Raw genomic sequence first — 19,319 nt, forward strand, 5'->3', positions numbered from 1 at the left:
TGCGCCCCTACAATCTTAGTTCTTAGCTCTTAGTTCTACAATCTAAGGTGACATATTGTGTCATAGAATCTTAAATTTTACTGCATTATTTTGCATATATATTATACTTTCAGACAAAAAAGTGGTAAAAAGATACAATAAATCATTGCCAAATTATGAATAATCATGTATAATAATATGGATAGGGGGCTTGTGCCCCGAAATCGTGACTAAATACACAGGGGGAATTAAAATGAACCTAAAATTCAAAAAATTTGCGGCGGCTGCTGCCTCTCTCGCAGTTGCTGCAAGCTCAAGCCTCAGCATGAATACCTCTCTTATTGCTGACGCCGCTTACGGAAACGGCGGCAACGGCTCGGCTATCATGGAGTACCTCGACCGCGGAATCTACGCTATCAAGTCGGGCAACGGAATGTTCATCAGCTGGCGCTTCAACGCCAACGACAACGATAACGCTGAGTTTCAGCTCTTCCGCGATGACCAGCTCATCTACACCAGCAAGGCTGGCGAGGCTACAAATTACTGGGACGCAAGCGGAAATTCAAGCTCAAAGTACCGTGTTGATACTCTTGTGAACGGAAATGTGGTCAGCTCAGAGGACTGCCGATTCACTTCGGGCTCGAATTACTTCGATATACCTCTTGATGTTCCGAGAGGCGGAACTATCAACGGTGAAGCCTACACCTATTCGCCCAATGACTGCTGTGCAGGCGACGTTGACGGTGACGGTCAGTATGAGATATTTGTAAAGTGGGATCCTTCAAACTCAAAGGATAACTCCCAGACGCACAATCTCGATAAGGGTATTCAGGGCTTTACAGGCAACGTCTATATCGACTGCTACACCCTCACCGGAAAGAAGCTCTGGCGCATAGACATGGGCAAGAATATCCGCGCAGGTCAGCATTATACACAAATGGCTGTGGCTGACTTTGACTGCGACGGCAAGGCAGAGCTTGTTACCAAGACCTGCGACGGTACTGTTGACGGCAGGGGACAGGTCATCGGAAACGGCAGTGCCAACTATCTGGACAGTGCAGGTACGGTTCTGAAGGGTCCTGAGTATATGACGCTTTTTGAGGGCGCAACAGGTGCAGCTCTCGATACTATCGACTTCCCTGTGCCGAGAGGTGATGCTACAAGCAATACAGCCAAGTCCACATGGGGAGATAACTACGGAAACCGCTGCGAGCGCTACAACTGCGCTATCGCTTATCTTGACGGAGTCCACCCCTCTGTTGTTTATGGCAGGGGCTACTATACAAGGCTTACTCTTTCTGCTGTTGACGTAAAGAACGGCAAGCTTTCCAACAAGTGGGTATTCGATACGGGATTCAATAAAAATGACCCTGCTTACGGCTGCGGAAACCACAACGTAATGGTTGCGGACTTCGATAACGACGGCAGACAGGAGGTCTGCATGGGCGCAAGCTGTATCGACGACAACGGAAAGCTTCTCTGGTCTACAAAGCTGCTCCACGGTGATGCTATGCACATCGGAGACCTTGTTCCCAACCGCGAGGGACAGGAGGTATTCATCTGTCACGAGGACGGAAAGTACGGTATCTCACTTGTTGACGGCAAGAACGGTCAGATAATCTGGCATTATGACGGTGATAAGGATACAGGACGCTGCTGCGCAGACAATATCGTTGCAGGAAACAGCGGTGCAGAGTTCTGGGGCTCAAGACCTGCTTATGCTGTATATGATACCTCAGGCAAGCAGATAGGCAATAAACAGCCCGCAACGAATTTCCTTATCTACTGGGACGGCGACTTAGAGCGTGAGCTTCTCAACGATATTACTATCAGCAAGGCTGTTGCTATTGATAATTATCAGGATATTTTTACAGCTCAGGGCTGTGCTTCAAACAACGGAACAAAGGCTGTACCTTGTCTTACTGCCGATCTTTTCGGCGACTGGCGTGAGGAGCTTGTTCTCAGAACGACTGACAACTCAAAGCTCCGCGTATGGTGTACAAATACCGAGACAAAGTACAGACTGACAACTCTTATGCACGATATGCAGTACCGTATGCAGAACGGCTGTCAGCAGTCATCATATAATCAGCCGCCCCACCCGAGCTTCTACCTCGGCACTGAGGCTCAGCTTCCTGCAAGACCGAATATCAAGCTCAATAATACTCCTCCCGAGCCTGTAAACGGAAAGCTTGTAAAGAACTTCCTTGTAAAGGACAATGCAAACTCAGGCTCATGGAAGCTTATGGAGTCAAATACTGTCGGCGGTCCTATTTACGGCGACAGAGACTTTACATACACAGAGCTTGCTTCTGTTCTTCAGAACAGTGAGTATATCATGACAGCCTGCAATTCAAAGAATACAGATTCAGACCTTGCCGAATTCACAACAGCTGACAAGTGTGAGGTATACGTTCTCGTTGATACCCGTGAGGAAGATGCAAACTCAGTTCCTTCATGGCTCAGCGGCTACACAAGGACAGACCTTACTGCAAAGTCAAGCAATGATGTCAGCTTCGTGGCTTATAAGAAGGAATATGAGGCTGGACAGAGAGTAGTTCTCGGAACAAACGGCATGACAGGAAATGTTATCAATTATACTGTTTTTGTCAAAGCTCCCGAGGTAGTTACAACAACTACAACTACTGCCACAACAACGACTACAACTACAACGACCGAGAGCACGACTACAACAACTGAAACGACTACAACTACCGAGACAACGACCTCTGCAACATCGACTGTAACAGAGCCTGTTTCAACAACTACAACAAACGGTGATGTAACTGTGAGTGTATGGGGCGACGCTAACTGCGACGGCGGTGTTGATATGGCAGACGTAGTTCTCATCATGCAGAGCCTTGCAAATCCAAACAGGTATGCTTTAGGCGGCTCTGACGAAAAGGCGATAACCGATAAGGGACTTGCAAACGCAGATGTTGCCGACCACGGCAATGGCGTAACAGCAGGTGACGCCCTTCGTATACAGGAATATCTCCTAAAGAAGATAACAAGCCTTGAACCAAATAGCTAAGAAATAAGAAAGCCCGTGAGTTTAAGTCAGCTCACGGGCTTATTCTTATTCATTTGGGAATTTCATTCCCCATTTTTTTCTGCATTCGTCCATTATCTTCATGACCTCAATGGTGTCGCTGTGGGGCACAAGTGGACTTTCAAGAAGTCCTTCCTCCAGACAGCGGTGGACCTCATCGACCTCGTATTCATAGCCGTTTATCTCGTCCTTGTATACAAAGTGCTCCACCTCGTTTCCGCGGCGGTCGTAAAGGATTCCCTCGTCGGTACAGTGGAACCAGTTGCCGAGAGTGATGAAGCCCTTGCTTCCCGATACAATAGCATTGTTGCGGAGCTGTATCTCAAAGCCGTTATCCGCTGATACGAATGCGCCGCTCTTGTAATGAAGCGTGATAGAATTGCTAATATCTATGCCGTACATCATGTGGGCAGATGTGATTATCTCGTCGGGCATACCCAGCAGGTCATGTGCGAGAGTGAGTGGGTAGATACCCAGGTCAAGGAGACAGCCGCCGCCGCAGTCCGCGCGGAAAAGGCGGTCATTTTCGTTATAGGGGATAAAGTTGCTGAAATCAGCCTTTATATACTCAATATTACCGATAAGTCCCGAAGCTATCCACTCCTTCATCCTGCGGTAAACAGGACGGCACTTCATCCACATAGCCTCCATGAAGAAAACTCCCTTATTACGTGCAAGAGCAAGGAGCTCCTCGGTCTGTGAAGCGTTAAGAGTGAGGGATTTTTCGCAGAGTACGTTTTTGCCGTTTTCGATACAGAGCTTAGCGTCATTGAAGTGCGAAGCCATAGGAGTTGCGATGTAGACTATCTCTGCATCACTGTTTGCTGCAAAGTCAGCATAGCTTCCGTAGTATTTCTCGAAGCCGAATTCATCAGCGAATGCTTTAGCCTTGTCCTTGGTCCTTGAAGCCACGCCGCAGAGCTGTGCCTTTTCGCAGTGTTTGAGTGCAGTAGCGAACGTGTGAGCTATCTTGCCGGTGCCGATAACTCCCCATTTGAATGTTTTCATGATAATGCTCCTTTCAGTTTGAGTTGGAAGATTGTGATGTATCCATAACACAGTCAATGGCAATTATCACAGCAAGCGCCATGACTGTATCCTGTTCGTATGCTATGTCGATCTCAAAACTGTCGCCCCATGTCATCCAGTGTTTGTGGATAGAAGCAATGTATTTGCCGCCGTAGGTTATCCTGTAGTCGTGAGCAAGAAAATCTCCGTCGATACGCCAGCCAAGCCCCTCAACACGGTAATTCTGCTTGAACAGCGTGAACTCCTTTACTACGTCAGCCATGTACTGACCGTTGATGTAAACCGAGAAACGCGGCATAAGATGCAGAAGCCTCTGCTGTACGAAGCCTACTTCACAGCGGTTCATATCGTAGATGTGCATTCTGCGTCCGAGAGAGAATATCTCGCCCTCTGCGGTGAACAGCACATTTCCAGACTCGTCGAATATATCCGTGTGCTGTTTGAATGAGAATACCTTTTGCTTGAAATACAGTTTCATATATGCTCCCTCATATCATTATTGATGCGTGTTTACTGTCTGCCCAGCTGCCAGAAGGCAACTGCGCTTGCGGCGGCAACATTCAGAGAATCCACTCCGTGAGACATAGGTATCTTCACTGTGTAGTCGCAGTCCGCAATTGTAGTGTCGGCAAGTCCTTCGCCCTCAGTACCGAGAACTATTGCCAGCTTTTCTATGCTTGTGAGCTCGGGATCGTCAATGCTTACCGAGTTGTCACTGAGAGCCATAGCAGCTGTAGTGAACCCCATATCACAGAGCTGCTGCGGGTAATCGGTATTGCTTGAAAGATACCCCCACGGTATCTGGAACACTGTTCCCATGCTCACACGTGAAGAGCGCCTGTACAGCGGATCACAGCAGGCAGGCGTCAGCAGTACAGCGTCCATATTAAGGGCAGCTGCTGAGCGGAATATAGCTCCGATATTTGTGGGATTCACCACATTTTCGAGAATAGCAATACGCCGTGCGTTTTTGCAGAGCTCATTTATATCAGCAGGGCGTTTGCGCCTGAAAGCGCAGAGAGCTCCGCGGATAAGCCTGAAGCCCGTGACCTCGGTTATCTCGTCAAAGTCGGCGATATATACAGGAGCCTCACCGCAGCGCGGGATAAGCTCTTTCATCTGTCCCTCGGCATCTCGGCGCTCCATAAGCAAAGCGTATGGCTCGTAGCCTGCGTTGAGAGCACGTTCTATGACCTTGGGGCTTTCTGCAATGAACAGTCCGAGCTCAGGCTCGAAATAGTGGAGCAGCTGCGGCTCGGACAGCAGAGCAAATATTTGCAGCACATCGGTGCTGTTATTGTTTATTTCGATGATATTTGACATATTATGCCTTTCTTTATATCCGAATTTAAATTTACTGAATCTGGATATAGTTTAGAGTTGAGAGTGAAGAGTTGAGAGTTAATGAGTTCGCTTCGCTCACATTATTTAAATAATGTCGCCGCAGGCGACACCATAACTTTCAACTCTCAATTCTCAACTATCAACTTTGTTCCATATGCGAATAATGATTTACTATATTATATCAGTTTCCCCTGATTTCGTCAATATCCGCAGTCATAATTCTTTTTATCTTTTACTATGGCTTTTTTTATGAGTTCATGGTATAATATGAGTATACTTTTTTAAGGAGAGCTTACTATGGCAAATAATGATATAAACAGAATGAAGGAGCTAAATGAGCTTCTGGCAAAGGCTGCTGACGCCTACTACAATACAGGTGTTGAGATAATGTCCGATAAACAGTACGACCAGTTCTACGATGAGCTGGAGGCACTGGAGAAAAAGACAGGCGTTATCCTCAGCGGAAGCCGTACTCAGCAGGTTGGCTTTGAGGTATCATCGGGACTTCAGAAGATACGTCACACAACGAAAATGCTCTCTCTCGACAAGACCAAGAGCGTTGATGAGCTGAAAAGCTGGCTTGGAGAGCATAAGGGCTTCCTCAGCTGGAAGCTGGACGGTCTTACTCTTGTGCTGACCTATGAGGGCGGTGAGCTGGTACAGGCTGTAACTCGCGGAAACGGCGAGATAGGTGAGGACATTACTCAGAATGCACGTCATATCAAGGGTATACCTGCTCGTATACCATTTACGGGACGACTTGTGGTGCGCGGTGAATCACTGATGAAGTACAAGGACTTTGAACGCGTCAACGCTGAGATAGAGGACGGCTCAAAATACAAGAATCCCCGAAATCTCTGCGTCGGAACAGTCCGCAATCTGGACTCTCGTGTTACTGCCGAGAGAAATATCAATTTCTTCGCATTCAATCTTGTTTCCGCAGAGGCTTATGAGGAAAATTCGTTTTCTGCCCGTCTTGACTGGCTGGAGCAGCAGGGCTTTCAGCGAGTTTACGGCATAACTGTCACTTCTGATACTGTTGAGGGAGCTGTTGCCGACTTTGAGAAGGCTATTGCCGAGAATGAATTCCCCTCTGACGGACTTGTACTCATGTATGACGATGTGGCATACGGTCTAAGCCTCGGAGAGACCTCCCATGCCCCTCGAAACGGCATTGCATTCAAGTGGCGCGATGAAACCGCCGATACCATACTCCGCGAGGTGGAGTGGTCTGCAAGCCGCACAGGACTTCTCAATCCTGTTGCCATATTTGATCCTGTTGAGCTTGAGGGAACTACGGTCTCCCGAGCTTCCGTACACAATCTCAGTATAGTGAAGCAGCTTCGCCTCGGCATTGGCGATACCCTGACCATATTCAAGGCTAATATGATAATCCCACAGGTACTTGAAAACAAAACTGCCTCGGGAAGCCTTGAAATACCTGCGGTATGTCCCGTCTGCGGAGAGCCTGCGGAGGTCCGCACCTCTGACGAGGACGTTGAGACTCTTGTCTGTACGAATAAAGCCTGTGCAGCTAAGCATATAGGCAAATTCGAGCACTTTGTGCAGCGTGATGCCATGAATATCGTGGGAATGTCAACAGCCACCATTGAAACTCTCGTTTCCGAGGGATTTGTCCGCGAGTTCCGCGACTTTTACCACCTTGACGACTATAAGTTCAAGATAGTTGTGCTGGAAGGTTTCGGCGATAAGTCCTATCAGAAGCTTGCCGACGCAGTTGAAGCTTCACGAAATACTGAGCTCAGCCGTGTGCTGTACTCACTGGGCATACCAAATATCGGCAGACAGGCTTCACGGCTCATCTGTGCTCAGTACCCAACAGCCGATGAGCTGGAGAAGCTGACGGTTTCTGAGCTGACAGCTATCGACGGCATAGGCGAGGTCCTTGCCAATGACTATGTGAAGTACTTCTCCGACGAGAAAAATCTTGCGGAGTTCCATGATCTGCTGGCAGAGCTCCATATCGAGGAGGCTGCCGCAGTGAACAGCGAGTCCGCAATAGCAGGGAAGACCTTTGTTATCACAGGCTCTGTGCATATCTGGAAGAACCGCAATGAGCTTAAAGTCTTTATCGAGCAGAACGGCGGAAAGGCAACAAATTCAGTTACTTCAAAGACGGACTACCTTATCAACAACGACAATACATCAAATTCTAACAAGAACAAGACTGCAAAGGAGCTTGGAGTGCCGATAATCACCGAGGAGGAGTTTCAGGCGCTTGCCAACAGCTGAAATGTCGGAAATTAAGAATGTATGGGCGCTTTCACAGCGCCCGTCTTGCTTTATAAAATTATATTGAATAAGCTGTAATAAAAATAAGCGTCACTCGTCTATATAAGTGAGGGAGGTGAGAAGATGAAGCAGGAACTGCATGAGATATACGAAAAATACAGCTCAGACCTTTACGCCTTTATCCTGAGAATGTGCCGAAGTGAGCAGCTTGCCCGTGACATTCTACAGGACACCATGCTGAAAGCCATAACAAACGCCGATAGCTTCAAAGGGGACTGCTCCGTAAAGACATGGCTGTATACTATCGCAAGAAATCTCTGGTACGACTGTCTGAAAAAGGCTGAGAATCGCAATCAGTCTCTTGACAGCGTTCCCGAGCCTGCGGCGCAGGAGAGTATCGAAGCCTGCTTTGCGGATAAGGATACCGCTCTGCACATACATCGTCTTCTCCACGACCTTGAAGAACCTTATCGTGAGGTCTTTACCCTGAGAGTTTTTGCGGAGCTTAAATTCGCCGATATTGCCAAGGTTTTCGAAAAAAGTGAGAACTGGGCAGGGGTGACCTATTATCGAGCCAAGCAGAAGCTGATACAGCTTCTGAAAAAGGAGGGACTTTTATGAAAAATAATATACCCTGCAATGTCATTGTCGATCTTTTGCCGCTGTATAAGGAGGAAATATGCAGCGAGGAGACAAAAATACTTGTTGAGGAGCACCTTGCGGAGTGCGCGGACTGCCGCCGTCTCAGTGAGCAGGTGACTATCCCAGAAGCCGAGAAAAAAGAAGCTCCCACTGAGACCGAGACCTTTAAAAAAGTAGGGAAGAAGCTGAAAAAGAGCCGTTTTACCAAGTTTATGTCAGTGCTTATGTGTATTTGTCTTGTGCTTTTTGCAGGAGTAAATGCAGCGTGGTATATTCTTAAATACCGCCCCATGAAGAAGCTGTGCGAGGGCATGGAAAAGATAGCACCTTATGATGACGGCAGCAAGGACTTGCCAAGAGTAAATAAGGTGACAGTATATTCATCTGAGGACGATAAATACCGGTATTTAGTGGGTATGCCCCATTATCTGAATTTTAGTATGGGATATATGCTTGTTGCTCCAAAGGGTGCTGTATCGGTAGACAGTAACGGAATGCGCGGCATAGACAGCAGGTCGGAAGAACCGATCCTTTGTATGTCTTTCTGCCATAACCTTTCGCTTTCTGACCGTGTCGAGGTCACTGCTTCGTTTGATGAGACATATGACGGACAGAAAACAAAGGGAATGTTTATATTCTTTACTGATTTTGACTTCAAAGCACTTAAAGAAGCGCAGTATCTTGATCCCGAGGATACCGCAAAGCTTAGAGATTTTATCGAAAAACACAGAGACGAGCTCAATGACATGAAAAAAGCTGCCCAGAACAAATGGGGCGAATATCTGAAATAAGAAAAGCGGACAGGTCAGCCTGTCCGCTTCTGCGGTTACATCTGCTTTTCAATTGCTGCAAGAGCCCATTCAGAGTTTATAAGAACCTCATCATCAGCAGCAAGAGCCGCCTTAAAGGTCTTGGCGATCTGCTCATAGCTTCCGCTGCTGAACTCAGCCCGTCCCCATTGTTCGCCCTCTGTCTTTATAGCGAAATTGATCGTGCCGTCCTTTTCTCTGTTGAAAAATATCTGCTCGATCTTTTTAGAGGGTTCTTCCTTCTGGAGCTCAGCGATAAGGAAGATTTTTTGCAGCTCTATTACCTTGTCGTCATAGCCGTGGTCAAGTATAAGGAGCTTTTCGCGGAAGCTGTTCATATCCGTAACAACACGCTTGCGGCAGCCATCTTCCAGCTTGATACTCTCGTCGTACGGATCGTGGGTAAGAGCTTTCATGGAATCTATAGCTGTCAGCGGAGAATCAGGGATATAGTGGATAAGCACCTTATCCTCGGGCTGATGATAGTATGTAGGGTAGAAAACTATGCAGTTGTTTCCGCATTTAGGGCACTTCCACATAAAGAGCTCACTGCTTCTTACAAGCTCTTTGAGCTCCGGAGCGTCGGAGGTATTTATACTCTCCCAGACCTTGAAATCACCCTCAGTCCGGCACTCAGGGCACTTGATCATCTCATTGTGATTTTTTGACATAGTGACTCCTCTTTTCTTTATGGTATGTATTGAATGAGCTTATTCGTCGGTTTCGCTGAGAAGGTTATAAACGCCGTCCTCAGAGAGAACACCGCGTTTAAGCTCCTTTGGAAGAAGCCCTGCTTCATCAGCGGCAAAGTCCTGTTTCCACGCATCGCTTGTGTAATATCTTTCAAGCTCTGCAAGGGCTTTTTTCTTCTGAGGGGTGCCGTTTTTCAGCTTCTCCGCAGTATCCATGAGCTTCTCATAATAGGTTATACGTTTTATCTGCTCGCTGAAAGCGATCTCCGATGAATTTTATGATATAAGCTTTCTTTTAGGCATAGATCTGCTCCTTTTTATTTTATTTCTGCGCAGCAGGCTTTGTGAAAAGCTTTGCCACAGGCTTCTTTACAAATCTCTCATAGAGCTTCATAAGTCCCACAGGACCTAATAATCCAAACAGGAAGTATACCAGTCGGAACTGTGAAACGTACTCCCAGCGGTACCAGTTTGAATCCTGGAAGGTTACGACGTCGAAATAGGGGAGCCCGAAAGCCTTGTCGATACCAAAGAGGATACAGTTCAGTATGTTGAAGAAAATAACATGAAAGCTCATGATATAGAAGGTATTTTCCGAAATTGCGTTTACCACTCTGCTGTTAAAGAAAGGCTTGCCAATGAGGTCAACTGCCTCCAGCCAGAACAGCATACCAACAATTGCCGAGATCATGGGAGTTACAGGATATGGACTCGTAAATTCGGTCAGTGTTGCAAGACTGTCAAAGGCAAGGTCGTACTCATTGGGCATGAAGAATACTCTTGCTGTATTTATGAGCAGAAGTATTGTCATCAGCAGAAGGTGATTTGCCTTTTTGAGCTTTTCCTCCAGCACCTCGCGGTAAAGCACACCCATTTCAAGGAAAGGCAGGAAGAACATCACCTTGAACAGCAGGAGCAGATGATCAGGTACTCCGTACTTTCTTGCGTACCACACAACAAATATGTTCATTGCTATGAATGGTACAAGAGCTATCTTGCTGTTCCAGTGGTTCGACAGCACCTTTTTCATAAGGGCGTAAACGATCTGTACTGCGAAAAGCATAGGGGCGAACCACATCGGCAGTGCAATGGTGCTGATCTCGCCGCTTGTAAAAGTGTTCAGCATGGCTCTTGCCTTGTACTCCAGCAAAAAGGGCTGCAAGGCTTCTGTTTTCAGACAGTATATCAGCCATTCTATGACAAGCGCCAGAACTGAGACTACCAGATATGGCAGCAGCAGCGTCATGAATTTGCGCTTTGTGTATTTCAAGAGGTTTGTGTTTTTGTCAACCTTGTTGAAATAGCCCGAGATAAACACGAACATGGGCATGAAAAATGAATTGAAGGGGAAAAAATTAGCGAAAATATTGAATGTTCCCCATGTATGTGAGTCCACGACCATGATAATGCCGATAGCGGACAGGATCATGAACTTTTTGTTTTCCTTTGCCAAAAAAATCACTCCTAAATAATATCAGAATAAAATAATGCTTTGATACGCAGCTTTTTTACGGGACGCAGCTATATTCTATTTTGTGAGCCCAATTTTATCAGAATTTTTGCCAGTGGATCTGTTTTTCCATATCGGGAACAAGCTGTTTTGTACGCACTGCGTTGTCAGCAGGTATGCCGATACCGATAAAGCATGGGATCATGTATTCTTCGGGGAAGCCCGTTGCTTTCCGCGCATTTTCCTCCTCATTGCCCTGTGGTATCCTCAGATTGCAGCCACAGCCCTCTGCTGTTGCAGCAAGCCACAGGTTTTCGATGCTGCACCATACCGAAGCAAAACAGTTAAGATGAGAGAGGTCGGCAGGGTGAAGGATGTCGACCTTCTTCTTCATGAGTGGAATAATAACAGCCGCCGCATTGACAAGCATACTGTACTGTTTCGGAACGGCAAACTGATAGGATTCCTTCTGAACAGGATCGGATATAAATGTCATTTTGTCTACGTCTTTTACGGTGAGATTCTGGGGCACTCCACTCAGGACATCTGCCATGAGTGCTTTATCTGTCACAACAATAAAATGCCAGTCTCTGAAATGATCGTTTGTGGGAGCTTTATAAGCCGCCTCAATTATCCTTTTTATGGTCTCTTCTGGGATAGCCTCGCCGGAAAATTCGCGGACGCTGCTTCTTCTGTTTATTGCTTCATAGAATTCCATATTAATAACCTGCTCATATTTTTGACAGCAGAACTACGCACTCAACGTGTCTCGACTTTCTCGATTTGATGTTTTTCGGCACAATACTGTGATTATGAGTAGCGGGGGATATGTTCAATGCTCTTATCGCTACGGGGAGATATGGCTGAAAAGTGCCAAAGTCTTGCATTTATACTCCCAGATGCTTTTCGAACACTGCCATGATTTCCTCAACGCGCTTATCGCCGATACCTTTGATCTGCCGGAGGTCTTTCTCAACCTCTCGCAGGTCGATGGACTTGCCTTCTTTCTCCAGCAGTCCGTCAGCGTAGCGTATTAGGAAGGCTTGCAGCTCATCCCGGCTCATTTTCTTTATTGCCCGGTAGGTGTCCCGGTCGATAATTTTCTGTTCTGGCATTCAATCACTCCAAACTAACTACCTCATTCTCAAATTCTTTTTTCAAAAGAAATAGCGTAGTATGTGTAAAACTCTTTTAAACATACAGAGATAATGAATGAGATGGCGTCCAATAGATTTGCATATTAAATATAGTATACCACGAATTATTGAAAAAATCAAGGTATAACACCCGCAAGTCAAGTGGGTGCATCCTATTTGAAGGATGCGCGTGAATATTCCGAAAATAATTTTGGTATTTTAATACTAAACCTATTGACAAAACTATTTTTCTGTGATATAATAATAATCGGAGAGGCGGAAGAGGCTGCCTGAATACTACGGAGGTGTATATTATGGATGAACAGTTTGCAGGAAAAATGTGGGCTTATATGAATTCTTTAAGGGGCACTATGAATATTGAAGATGCTTTGGTCGGCGCAATGCTTGTTGCGGAAATGAAGATGAAGTATAAGCAGAAATCTCTTTCTAAGGAAGACGCATATGAGTCGATGCTTCTTGTTGCTGATGAACTTCATACTGCAAACCCGTTTAAGAGTCAAGACGATTTCTATCGTGCTTTTCTCCAGATGGATGACGCTCCAGACTGGGAGGCACTCCTTTATAATGCTCTTAAATATGAACGGATGGGACTAATAATTACTCCAGAGGTATTGCTATCGCAGATGACAACCTTTATAAAAGGCAGCACAAAGACAGTGTTGATTGCAGAGGCTGAGAAGTTTGTGCCGCACCTGAAAGCAACGGTAGACGAGCATATTAGTTGTGAATTCACGCTAACATCCTCTAATGCACTCTTCGCGAGAATAATTGAGAGAATGTTTGTGGATTACGAAAATGTTACGGTTATAAATACGAATATTTACTCTTATGGTTTTCTTAATGAAAAGTATGATTTGATTTTATCAGTTCCTACCTTTGGCGGAAGAGATTTGGCAAATGATTTGTCTAACTTTATGTGCCGTGAATATGATATGGTCGCTCTGGAAAACCTTCTGCTTCACATAGCTCCTACAGGAAGACTTGTCATTGTCATGCCTGCACGAATCACGTTTGCGGGCGGCCGAGTTAATGATCTTCGCAAGTTCGTTATGCAAATGTACAAGCTTGAAGAGATCGCTGAACTACCTGATGGGATTTTTCAGAATACTGGGATTAAGACGTTCCTTATTGTTATCAGCGATGGCCGCACAGAAGATGTGATTGTTCGAAGTTATGAAGCTGCAGGTAGAAAAACAAAAAGAGGCCCTGTAGAAAGCCTTGAACTAACAGATGATACTTTTGTTATGGTCGAGGAACTCGAAGAAATTGGTGACTGGAATATAGATAAGCTGCTCGCTAAACAAGATGAGGAATTTATGCGATATCAGGCCTCGGATAGGAGAAAGATACAGTTAGGCGAGGTGGCAGAGATATTCCGTGGCAAATCGGTCACTAAAAAAGATGCATCTGGCAGTATAGGTGTTGTGAACATCTCGAATATTGGGCAATATGAGATCGATTATAATTCGATGGATAAGCTCGACGAGGAAGAAAGAAAAGTTCAAAATTATATTCTTCAAGATGGTGATGTGGTTCTTCCTGCGAGAGGAACAGCTATCCGTACTGCTGTTTTTCGTGAGCAAAGCTACCCGTGTATCGCTTCATCAAATGTGATTGTCATAAGACCTAAGTCCGATTTGATAAGCAGTACATACTTAAAGCTTTTTATTGACAGCCCGATCGGCAACAGCATGATCAGCAGCTTACAGCAAGGAATGACAGTAATGAATATTAGCTATAAGGATTTGAAACTGCTAGAAGTCCCCTTTCCTACTTTGGAAGAACAGGAAATAGTGGCAAACGAATACGAACAGGCCTACCAGAATTATATTGAGACAATATCTACAGCTGAAAAGCAATGGAAAGAAACGCTCAACAGGTTACAGGATTTTTGAAAGGAGTTTTCATCATGATAGGTGCAATAATCGGAGACATCGTTGGTTCCCGCTTTGAATGGAATAATATCAAAAGTAAGGATTTTGATTTTCTTACATATAAGTGCTTCCCTACCGATGATAGTGTTATGACTTTGGCTCTGGCGCAAGCTATACTGATCAGCAAGCCGGATTATAGTGATCTGGCAAAGAAGGCTATTGAGTGCATGCAGTTAATTGGACGTAATTATCCGGACTGTGGTTACGGCGGCGGCTTTCAAAAGTGGATGTTTTCGGATGATCCGAAACCTTATAACAGCTACGGAAACGGAGCAGCTATGCGTGTAAGTGCTGCTGGTTTTGCTGCGAACAGCATCGAGGAAGCAAAAGAGCTTTCGAGAAAGATTACTGAAGTAACACATAATCACCCGGAAGGAATAAAGGGAGCCGAGGCGACTGCGGTTGCCATCTACATGGCCAAGACCGGCAGCAGCCTTTTGGAGATTAGAGATTACATTGACACGAATTATTATCCGATGGATTTTACATTGGACGGAATCAGAGCTACTTACAAGTTCAATGAAACCTGCCAGGATACAGTTCCACAGGCACTAATGGCGTTCTTCGAATCGACAGACTTTGAGGATGCTATTCGGAACGCTATCTCTATTGGAGGAGACAGCGATACATTGGCTGCTATCTGCGGCGGAGTAGCTGAGGCATATTATGGCGTTCCGGCTGAGATTAGGAAGCATGCTCTTACCTTTTTGGATCAGCGACTTCTTAAGATCTTAGTTGAATTTGAAAACAAGTATTCACCCGCGATGGAAAAGAAAGTCGGAGGTGTTGCCGTTCCCGTAGAACGTAAATTAGATAGGTTGGTAAATGGAAGTAACAGGGAGACACTTATAGAGAATGCTGCGCAAGCTGCAGATGATGATGTAGAAAATGCAGAATCCTTATCTGAAGAAACAACGAGCAAGCAGCTTTTTAATCATCTTTTTGAAGCTTGTAACATTTTACGGGGGCCAATTAATCAGGACGAGTATAAGAGTTATGTTACGCCGATATTATTCTTCAAACGTATTTCTGATGTGTACGATGAAGAGTATGAAGAAGCTCTAGCTTTTTCAGGCGGTGATGTTGAGTATGCCGAAGCAGATGAAATGCATTCTTTCGTTATTCCTAATGGCTGTCATTGGGATGATGTACGTAATGTAAGCGAAAACGTCGGCAAAGCTATTGTCAATGCTATGACGGGAATTGAAAAAGCTAATCCTGATACACTATCTGGAGTATTTAGCAGTTTTGATGATGCGACTTGGACAGATAAAAACAAACTCACTGATGAGCGTCTTAAGAATTTAATAGAACATATGTCACTTATTAAGGTTGGTAATAAGAATTATTCTGCGGATATTATGGGCGACAGCTATGAATATCTTATAAAGAAGTTTGCGGATTTATCCAAAAAGAATGCTGGTGAGTTTTACACACCGAGGCCAATAGTAAAGCTGATGGTTAAATTACTCGATCCTAAACCAGGCGATACGGTATATGATCCGGCGTGTGGTACAGGTGGAATGTTGATTGAAGCAATTCACCACATGAATAATGATCGCCTTGCATATGGAAGAATTTTTGGACAGGAAAATAACCTTTCAACGTCAGCAATAGCAAGGATGAATCTTTACCTTCATGGAGCAAAAGATGTACAGGTCAAACAGGGAGATACACTTCGCAATCCTCTGTTTTTGGAGAAGGATAAGCTTAAAAGCTTTGATTGCGTACTTGCAAATCCACCTTTCGGACTGGAGAAATGGGGAGCGGCTCAGTTTGAGTACGATAAGTACGGCCGCAACATGTGGGGATGCCCTACAGATGCAAGTGCTGATTATGCCTGGTTACAGCATATGGTAAGATCGATGGATTCAAAAAATGGACGATGCGCGGTTGTTTTACCTCAGGGCATTCTGTTTGGAAAATACAGTGATATCAGGGAGAAGTTGATCCGTTCCGATATGTTGGAAGCTGTTATTGCGCTTGCTGGAGGCGTTTTCTATAGCACCCCGGTTTCTGCTTGTATCTTATTCCTTACAAATAAAAAGAAGAAGAATCATGTTGGACGGGTTTGCTTGATTGATGCAACAGAAATATACACTTCAATGAGAGCACAGAACATTTTGACTCAGGCAAATGTAGATGACATATTCAAACTGTATACTGATTATATAGATGTTGTTGGTAAATGTAAAGTAGTCACTATAAAAGATCTTGAAGCAGGAGAGTTTGAGCTCAACGTCAAAAAATACATTGAACAAAAGAGAACGGATGTGATCGATCCCGAGGTCGCTTTGAAGGAGTACCATACTGCTTTAACACAAGTCAAAGAGGCTGAGGATAGGATGTATGAGTTATTAGTTAAGGGAGGCTATGTCCATGAATAAGATATCAAAAAGTGAATTGGAGAATTACCTCTGGGGATCGGCGGTGCTGCTCAGAAATAATATAGATGCAGGCGCCTACAAGCAGTATATCTTTCCTTTGTTGTTCTTTAAAAGACTGAATGACGTTTATGAGGAAGAAACGGCAAATGCTATTAGAGAAAACGGTGTTGAGGCAGCAGATTGGGAAGAAACCCATAGATATGTTATTCCTAATGGGGCGCACTGGGACGATGTTCGCAATGTCCCTTCAAATGTTGGGAAGGCCATTCAGGCGGCTTTTAGAGCGATAGAAAATGCAAATAGCGAAAAGCTGTCAGGCATTTTCGGTGATGGAACATGGACAAATAAAAATCGTTTACCAGATAGACTGCTCAAAGACTTGCTTGAACATTTTAGTACAAAAACGCTATCAATAGAGAATTGTCCTGAAGATGAACTTGGTCAAGGGTATGAATATCTTATCAAACAATTTGCAGATGATAGTGGGCATACAGCACAGGAGTTTTATACCAACAGAACAGTAGTACATTTAATGACAGAGATGTTGAAACCTGAACCGGGAGAATCAATATATGATCCTACTTGTGGAAGTGCTGGTATGTTAATTTCGTCAGTTTCTTACCTAAAGGAACAAGGAAAAGAGTGGCGAAATGTATCGTTGTATGGACAAGAGGTTAATGCGCTTACATCAGCAATCGCAAGAATGAACTTGTTTTTGCATGGGATAGAAGACTTCCAGATTGTCAATGGCGACACACTTGAAACGCCTGCTTTTATAGAGAACGGGCAGTTACAGAAGTTTCATATTGTTGTAGCGAATCCACCATATTCAATTAAGAAATGGAACAGAGCGGCGTTCGCTGCAGATAAGTATGGCCGTAATTTTCTTGGCGTACCGCCACAAGGTCGTGCGGATTATGCATTTTTTCAGCATATTCTTAAGAGTATGAAATCCAAAGACGGTAGGTGTGCAATTTTGTTCCCGCACGGCGTGTTATCAAGGAATGACGAGCAGTCAATGAGAGAAGAATTAGTCAAAAGAGATCTTGTTGAGGCGGTAATAGGTATCGGAAAGGGACTATTTTATAACTCTCCGATGGAAGCATGTATAGTCATATGCAGAAATAACAAACCGCTCAAAAGTAAAGGACGCGTTCTATTTATCAATGCAAAGAACGAAGTCACCAGAAAAAACGCGCAAAGTTTTTTGGAAGATGAGCATATTATGCGCATAGCCACAACATATGAAAAGTTTGCAGCAGAAGAAGGATTCTCTGCGGTGGCGAATATAACTGAGATAGCTGCAAATGATTATTCACTTGGAATACCTAAGTATGTCTCTGGTGTCGAAGAAGAGAGCGAAAGCGAGATTAATATGCAAGATATTTTTACTGATTGGCGTTGCTGTTCTGCTCAGATGCATGAAGAGTATTCAAACCTCACGGACTTGATTGGAGGTGAAACAAATGACTAAGGTTACTTTAAAGGACGTTGTCTGTAGGATTAAAGACAAAGTTGATAAAGATAATACCGAATTAGAGTTTTATATCGGTGGAGAGCACTTTGATAATGGTGAGCTAAGAATAACTAAAAAAGGTCTAATCAAAGGAAGTACTATTGGTCCTGCCTTTCATATGCGATTTCTTCCTGGGGATGTATTGTTGATGTCACGAAATCCGCACCTTAGGAAAGCAGGAGTTGTTGATTTTGAGGGGATTTGTTCTGATGTGAGCTATGTTTGTCGAACAAGAGACAGTAATGTGTTACTACAGAGTTTTTTGCCGTTTATATTTCAAACCGATGATTTTTGGAAGTTTGCGGAGGAAAACAAAAAAGGTTCTACAAATTTTTTCTTGAATTGGTCAGATTTTGAAAAGTATGAGTTTAATCTGCCAGACATAGATACTCAAAAAGAGTTATCCGAATTGTTGTGGGCTTTTGAAGGTACAAAATCGTCATACAAGAATTTAATAGAAAAAACAGATAACCTTGTCAAGGCACAGTATGTCATGCTTTTTGGCGATCCTCATGACAATCCAAATGGATGGCCAATTAAAAGCTTTGATGAAGTTGCGATTATTGACGCTAACATGACCAATGAGTACGAAAAATATGCGGATTACCCTCATATTGGCATAGACAGTATAGAAAAAAACACAGGAGTTTTATCTGGATATAGAACAGTGAAAGAGGATAATGTTATCAGTCCAAAGCATATTTTCGGACCAGAACATATTCTGTATAGCAAGATACGTCCGGTGTTAAACAAGGTTGCTCTACCTGACTTTGAAGGCCTATGTTCTGCCGACTGCTATCCTATTCTCGTGAAAAAGGATGTTTGCAACAGGTTGTTTTTAGCTCATGTATTACGATCGGATTTTTTCCTTGAATACATTCTTGCTTACAGCACTCGATCACAGATGCCAAAGGTAAATAAAAAGCAGATTGGTGGATTTATGTTTCCGTGCCCACCGTTGGATTTGCAGGAAACCTTTGCTGAAATAATAAATCAAGCAGAGCGATCAAAACATGAAGTGATAAGAAGCCTTGAAGAACTTGATACACTTTATAGACAGATACTCAGGTTTTAA

The 19,319-nt window shown here is 44.4% G+C and carries 16 protein-coding genes; 8 read left to right on the forward strand and 8 right to left on the reverse strand.

Translation table 11 applies throughout. The features are described 5' to 3' along the window. Nucleotides 1-232 precede the first annotated feature (232 nt). Nucleotides 233-3,013, forward strand: coding sequence for a cellulose 1,4-beta-cellobiosidase (locus K5677_RS03290; protein ID WP_296724615.1), 2,781 nt, complete (start codon nucleotides 233-235; stop codon nucleotides 3,011-3,013). Between the two features lie 45 nt (nucleotides 3,014-3,058). On the opposite strand, the gene K5677_RS03295 is transcribed toward K5677_RS03290, so the two are convergent. Genes K5677_RS03295 through K5677_RS03305 form a run of 3 tightly spaced genes read right to left on the reverse strand, consistent with a single transcriptional unit; the run spans nucleotide 3,059 to nucleotide 5,383 of the window. After that, nucleotides 3,059-4,039, reverse strand: a complete 981-nt coding sequence (locus tag K5677_RS03295; RefSeq protein WP_296724617.1) for a Gfo/Idh/MocA family oxidoreductase — start codon at nucleotides 4,037-4,039, stop codon at nucleotides 3,059-3,061. A gap of 13 nt (nucleotides 4,040-4,052) precedes the next feature. Then, a complete protein-coding gene (locus tag K5677_RS03300) occupies nucleotides 4,053-4,538 on the reverse strand; it encodes an LURP-one-related family protein (RefSeq protein ID WP_296724620.1) in 486 nt (161 codons plus the stop codon). A gap of 32 nt (nucleotides 4,539-4,570) precedes the next feature. Beyond that, nucleotides 4,571-5,383 carry an RNA methyltransferase gene (locus K5677_RS03305; protein ID WP_296724623.1) on the reverse strand — a complete coding sequence of 271 codons (813 nt, stop codon included), beginning with the start codon at nucleotides 5,381-5,383 and terminating at the stop codon, nucleotides 4,571-4,573. 318 nt (nucleotides 5,384-5,701) lie between these two features. Here K5677_RS03305 and ligA point away from each other — a divergent pair, with 318 nt between their 5' ends. The 3 genes from ligA (at nucleotide 5,702) to K5677_RS03320 (ending at nucleotide 9,090) form a co-directional block, all read left to right on the forward strand. Next, nucleotides 5,702-7,657 carry an NAD-dependent DNA ligase LigA gene (gene ligA, locus K5677_RS03310; protein ID WP_296724626.1) on the forward strand — a complete coding sequence of 652 codons (1,956 nt, stop codon included), beginning with the start codon at nucleotides 5,702-5,704 and terminating at the stop codon, nucleotides 7,655-7,657. A gap of 123 nt (nucleotides 7,658-7,780) precedes the next feature. Then, on the forward strand, nucleotides 7,781-8,278 hold the full coding sequence (locus tag K5677_RS03315) for an RNA polymerase sigma factor (protein ID WP_296724628.1): 498 nt from the start codon (nucleotides 7,781-7,783) through the stop codon (nucleotides 8,276-8,278). Continuing rightward, a complete protein-coding gene (locus K5677_RS03320; protein ID WP_296724631.1) occupies nucleotides 8,275-9,090 on the forward strand; it encodes a zf-HC2 domain-containing protein in 816 nt (271 codons plus the stop codon). The genes K5677_RS03315 and K5677_RS03320 overlap by 4 nt, the downstream gene beginning before the upstream one ends. 35 nt (nucleotides 9,091-9,125) lie before the next feature. Here the strand turns inward: K5677_RS03320 and K5677_RS03325 are convergent, their stop codons facing one another. From K5677_RS03325 to K5677_RS03345, 5 genes are all read right to left on the reverse strand, one after another. Next, complete coding sequence (locus tag K5677_RS03325) at nucleotides 9,126-9,779, reverse strand: CpXC domain-containing protein (RefSeq protein ID WP_296724632.1); 654 nt, start codon at nucleotides 9,777-9,779, stop codon at nucleotides 9,126-9,128. 39 nt (nucleotides 9,780-9,818) lie between these two features. Beyond that, nucleotides 9,819-10,016 carry a DUF4298 domain-containing protein gene (locus tag K5677_RS03330; protein ID WP_296724634.1) on the reverse strand — a complete coding sequence of 66 codons (198 nt, stop codon included), beginning with the start codon at nucleotides 10,014-10,016 and terminating at the stop codon, nucleotides 9,819-9,821. A gap of 106 nt (nucleotides 10,017-10,122) precedes the next feature. After that, complete coding sequence (locus K5677_RS03335) at nucleotides 10,123-11,253, reverse strand: acyltransferase family protein (RefSeq protein WP_296724635.1); 1,131 nt, start codon at nucleotides 11,251-11,253, stop codon at nucleotides 10,123-10,125. A 97-nt stretch (nucleotides 11,254-11,350) separates the two neighbouring features. Next, nucleotides 11,351-11,968 carry a nitroreductase family protein gene (locus tag K5677_RS03340; RefSeq protein WP_296724638.1) on the reverse strand — a complete coding sequence of 206 codons (618 nt, stop codon included), beginning with the start codon at nucleotides 11,966-11,968 and terminating at the stop codon, nucleotides 11,351-11,353. Between the two features lie 169 nt (nucleotides 11,969-12,137). Further along, the gene (locus K5677_RS03345; RefSeq protein WP_296724641.1) at nucleotides 12,138-12,365 is read right to left on the reverse strand and encodes a hypothetical protein; all 228 of its coding nucleotides are present in this window, start codon (nucleotides 12,363-12,365) and stop codon (nucleotides 12,138-12,140) included. A 335-nt stretch (nucleotides 12,366-12,700) separates the two neighbouring features. Between K5677_RS03345 and K5677_RS03350 the strand changes: the two genes are divergently transcribed. Genes K5677_RS03350 through K5677_RS03365 form a run of 4 tightly spaced genes read left to right on the forward strand, consistent with a single transcriptional unit; the run spans nucleotide 12,701 to nucleotide 19,319 of the window. After that, complete coding sequence (locus tag K5677_RS03350) at nucleotides 12,701-14,302, forward strand: restriction endonuclease subunit S (protein ID WP_296724644.1); 1,602 nt, start codon at nucleotides 12,701-12,703, stop codon at nucleotides 14,300-14,302. Beyond that, entirely contained in the window at nucleotides 14,266-16,728 is a 2,463-nt protein-coding gene (locus tag K5677_RS03355) for an N-6 DNA methylase (RefSeq protein ID WP_296724645.1), read from the forward strand. The genes K5677_RS03350 and K5677_RS03355 overlap by 37 nt, the downstream gene beginning before the upstream one ends. Beyond that, nucleotides 16,721-18,202 carry a class I SAM-dependent DNA methyltransferase gene (locus K5677_RS03360; RefSeq protein WP_296724647.1) on the forward strand — a complete coding sequence of 494 codons (1,482 nt, stop codon included), beginning with the start codon at nucleotides 16,721-16,723 and terminating at the stop codon, nucleotides 18,200-18,202. The genes K5677_RS03355 and K5677_RS03360 overlap by 8 nt, the downstream gene beginning before the upstream one ends. After that, a complete protein-coding gene (locus K5677_RS03365) occupies nucleotides 18,195-19,319 on the forward strand; it encodes a restriction endonuclease subunit S (protein ID WP_296724650.1) in 1,125 nt (374 codons plus the stop codon). Before K5677_RS03360 ends, K5677_RS03365 begins: the two co-directional genes overlap by 8 nt.

The sequence above is a fragment of the Ruminococcus sp. genome, assembly GCF_024684275.1.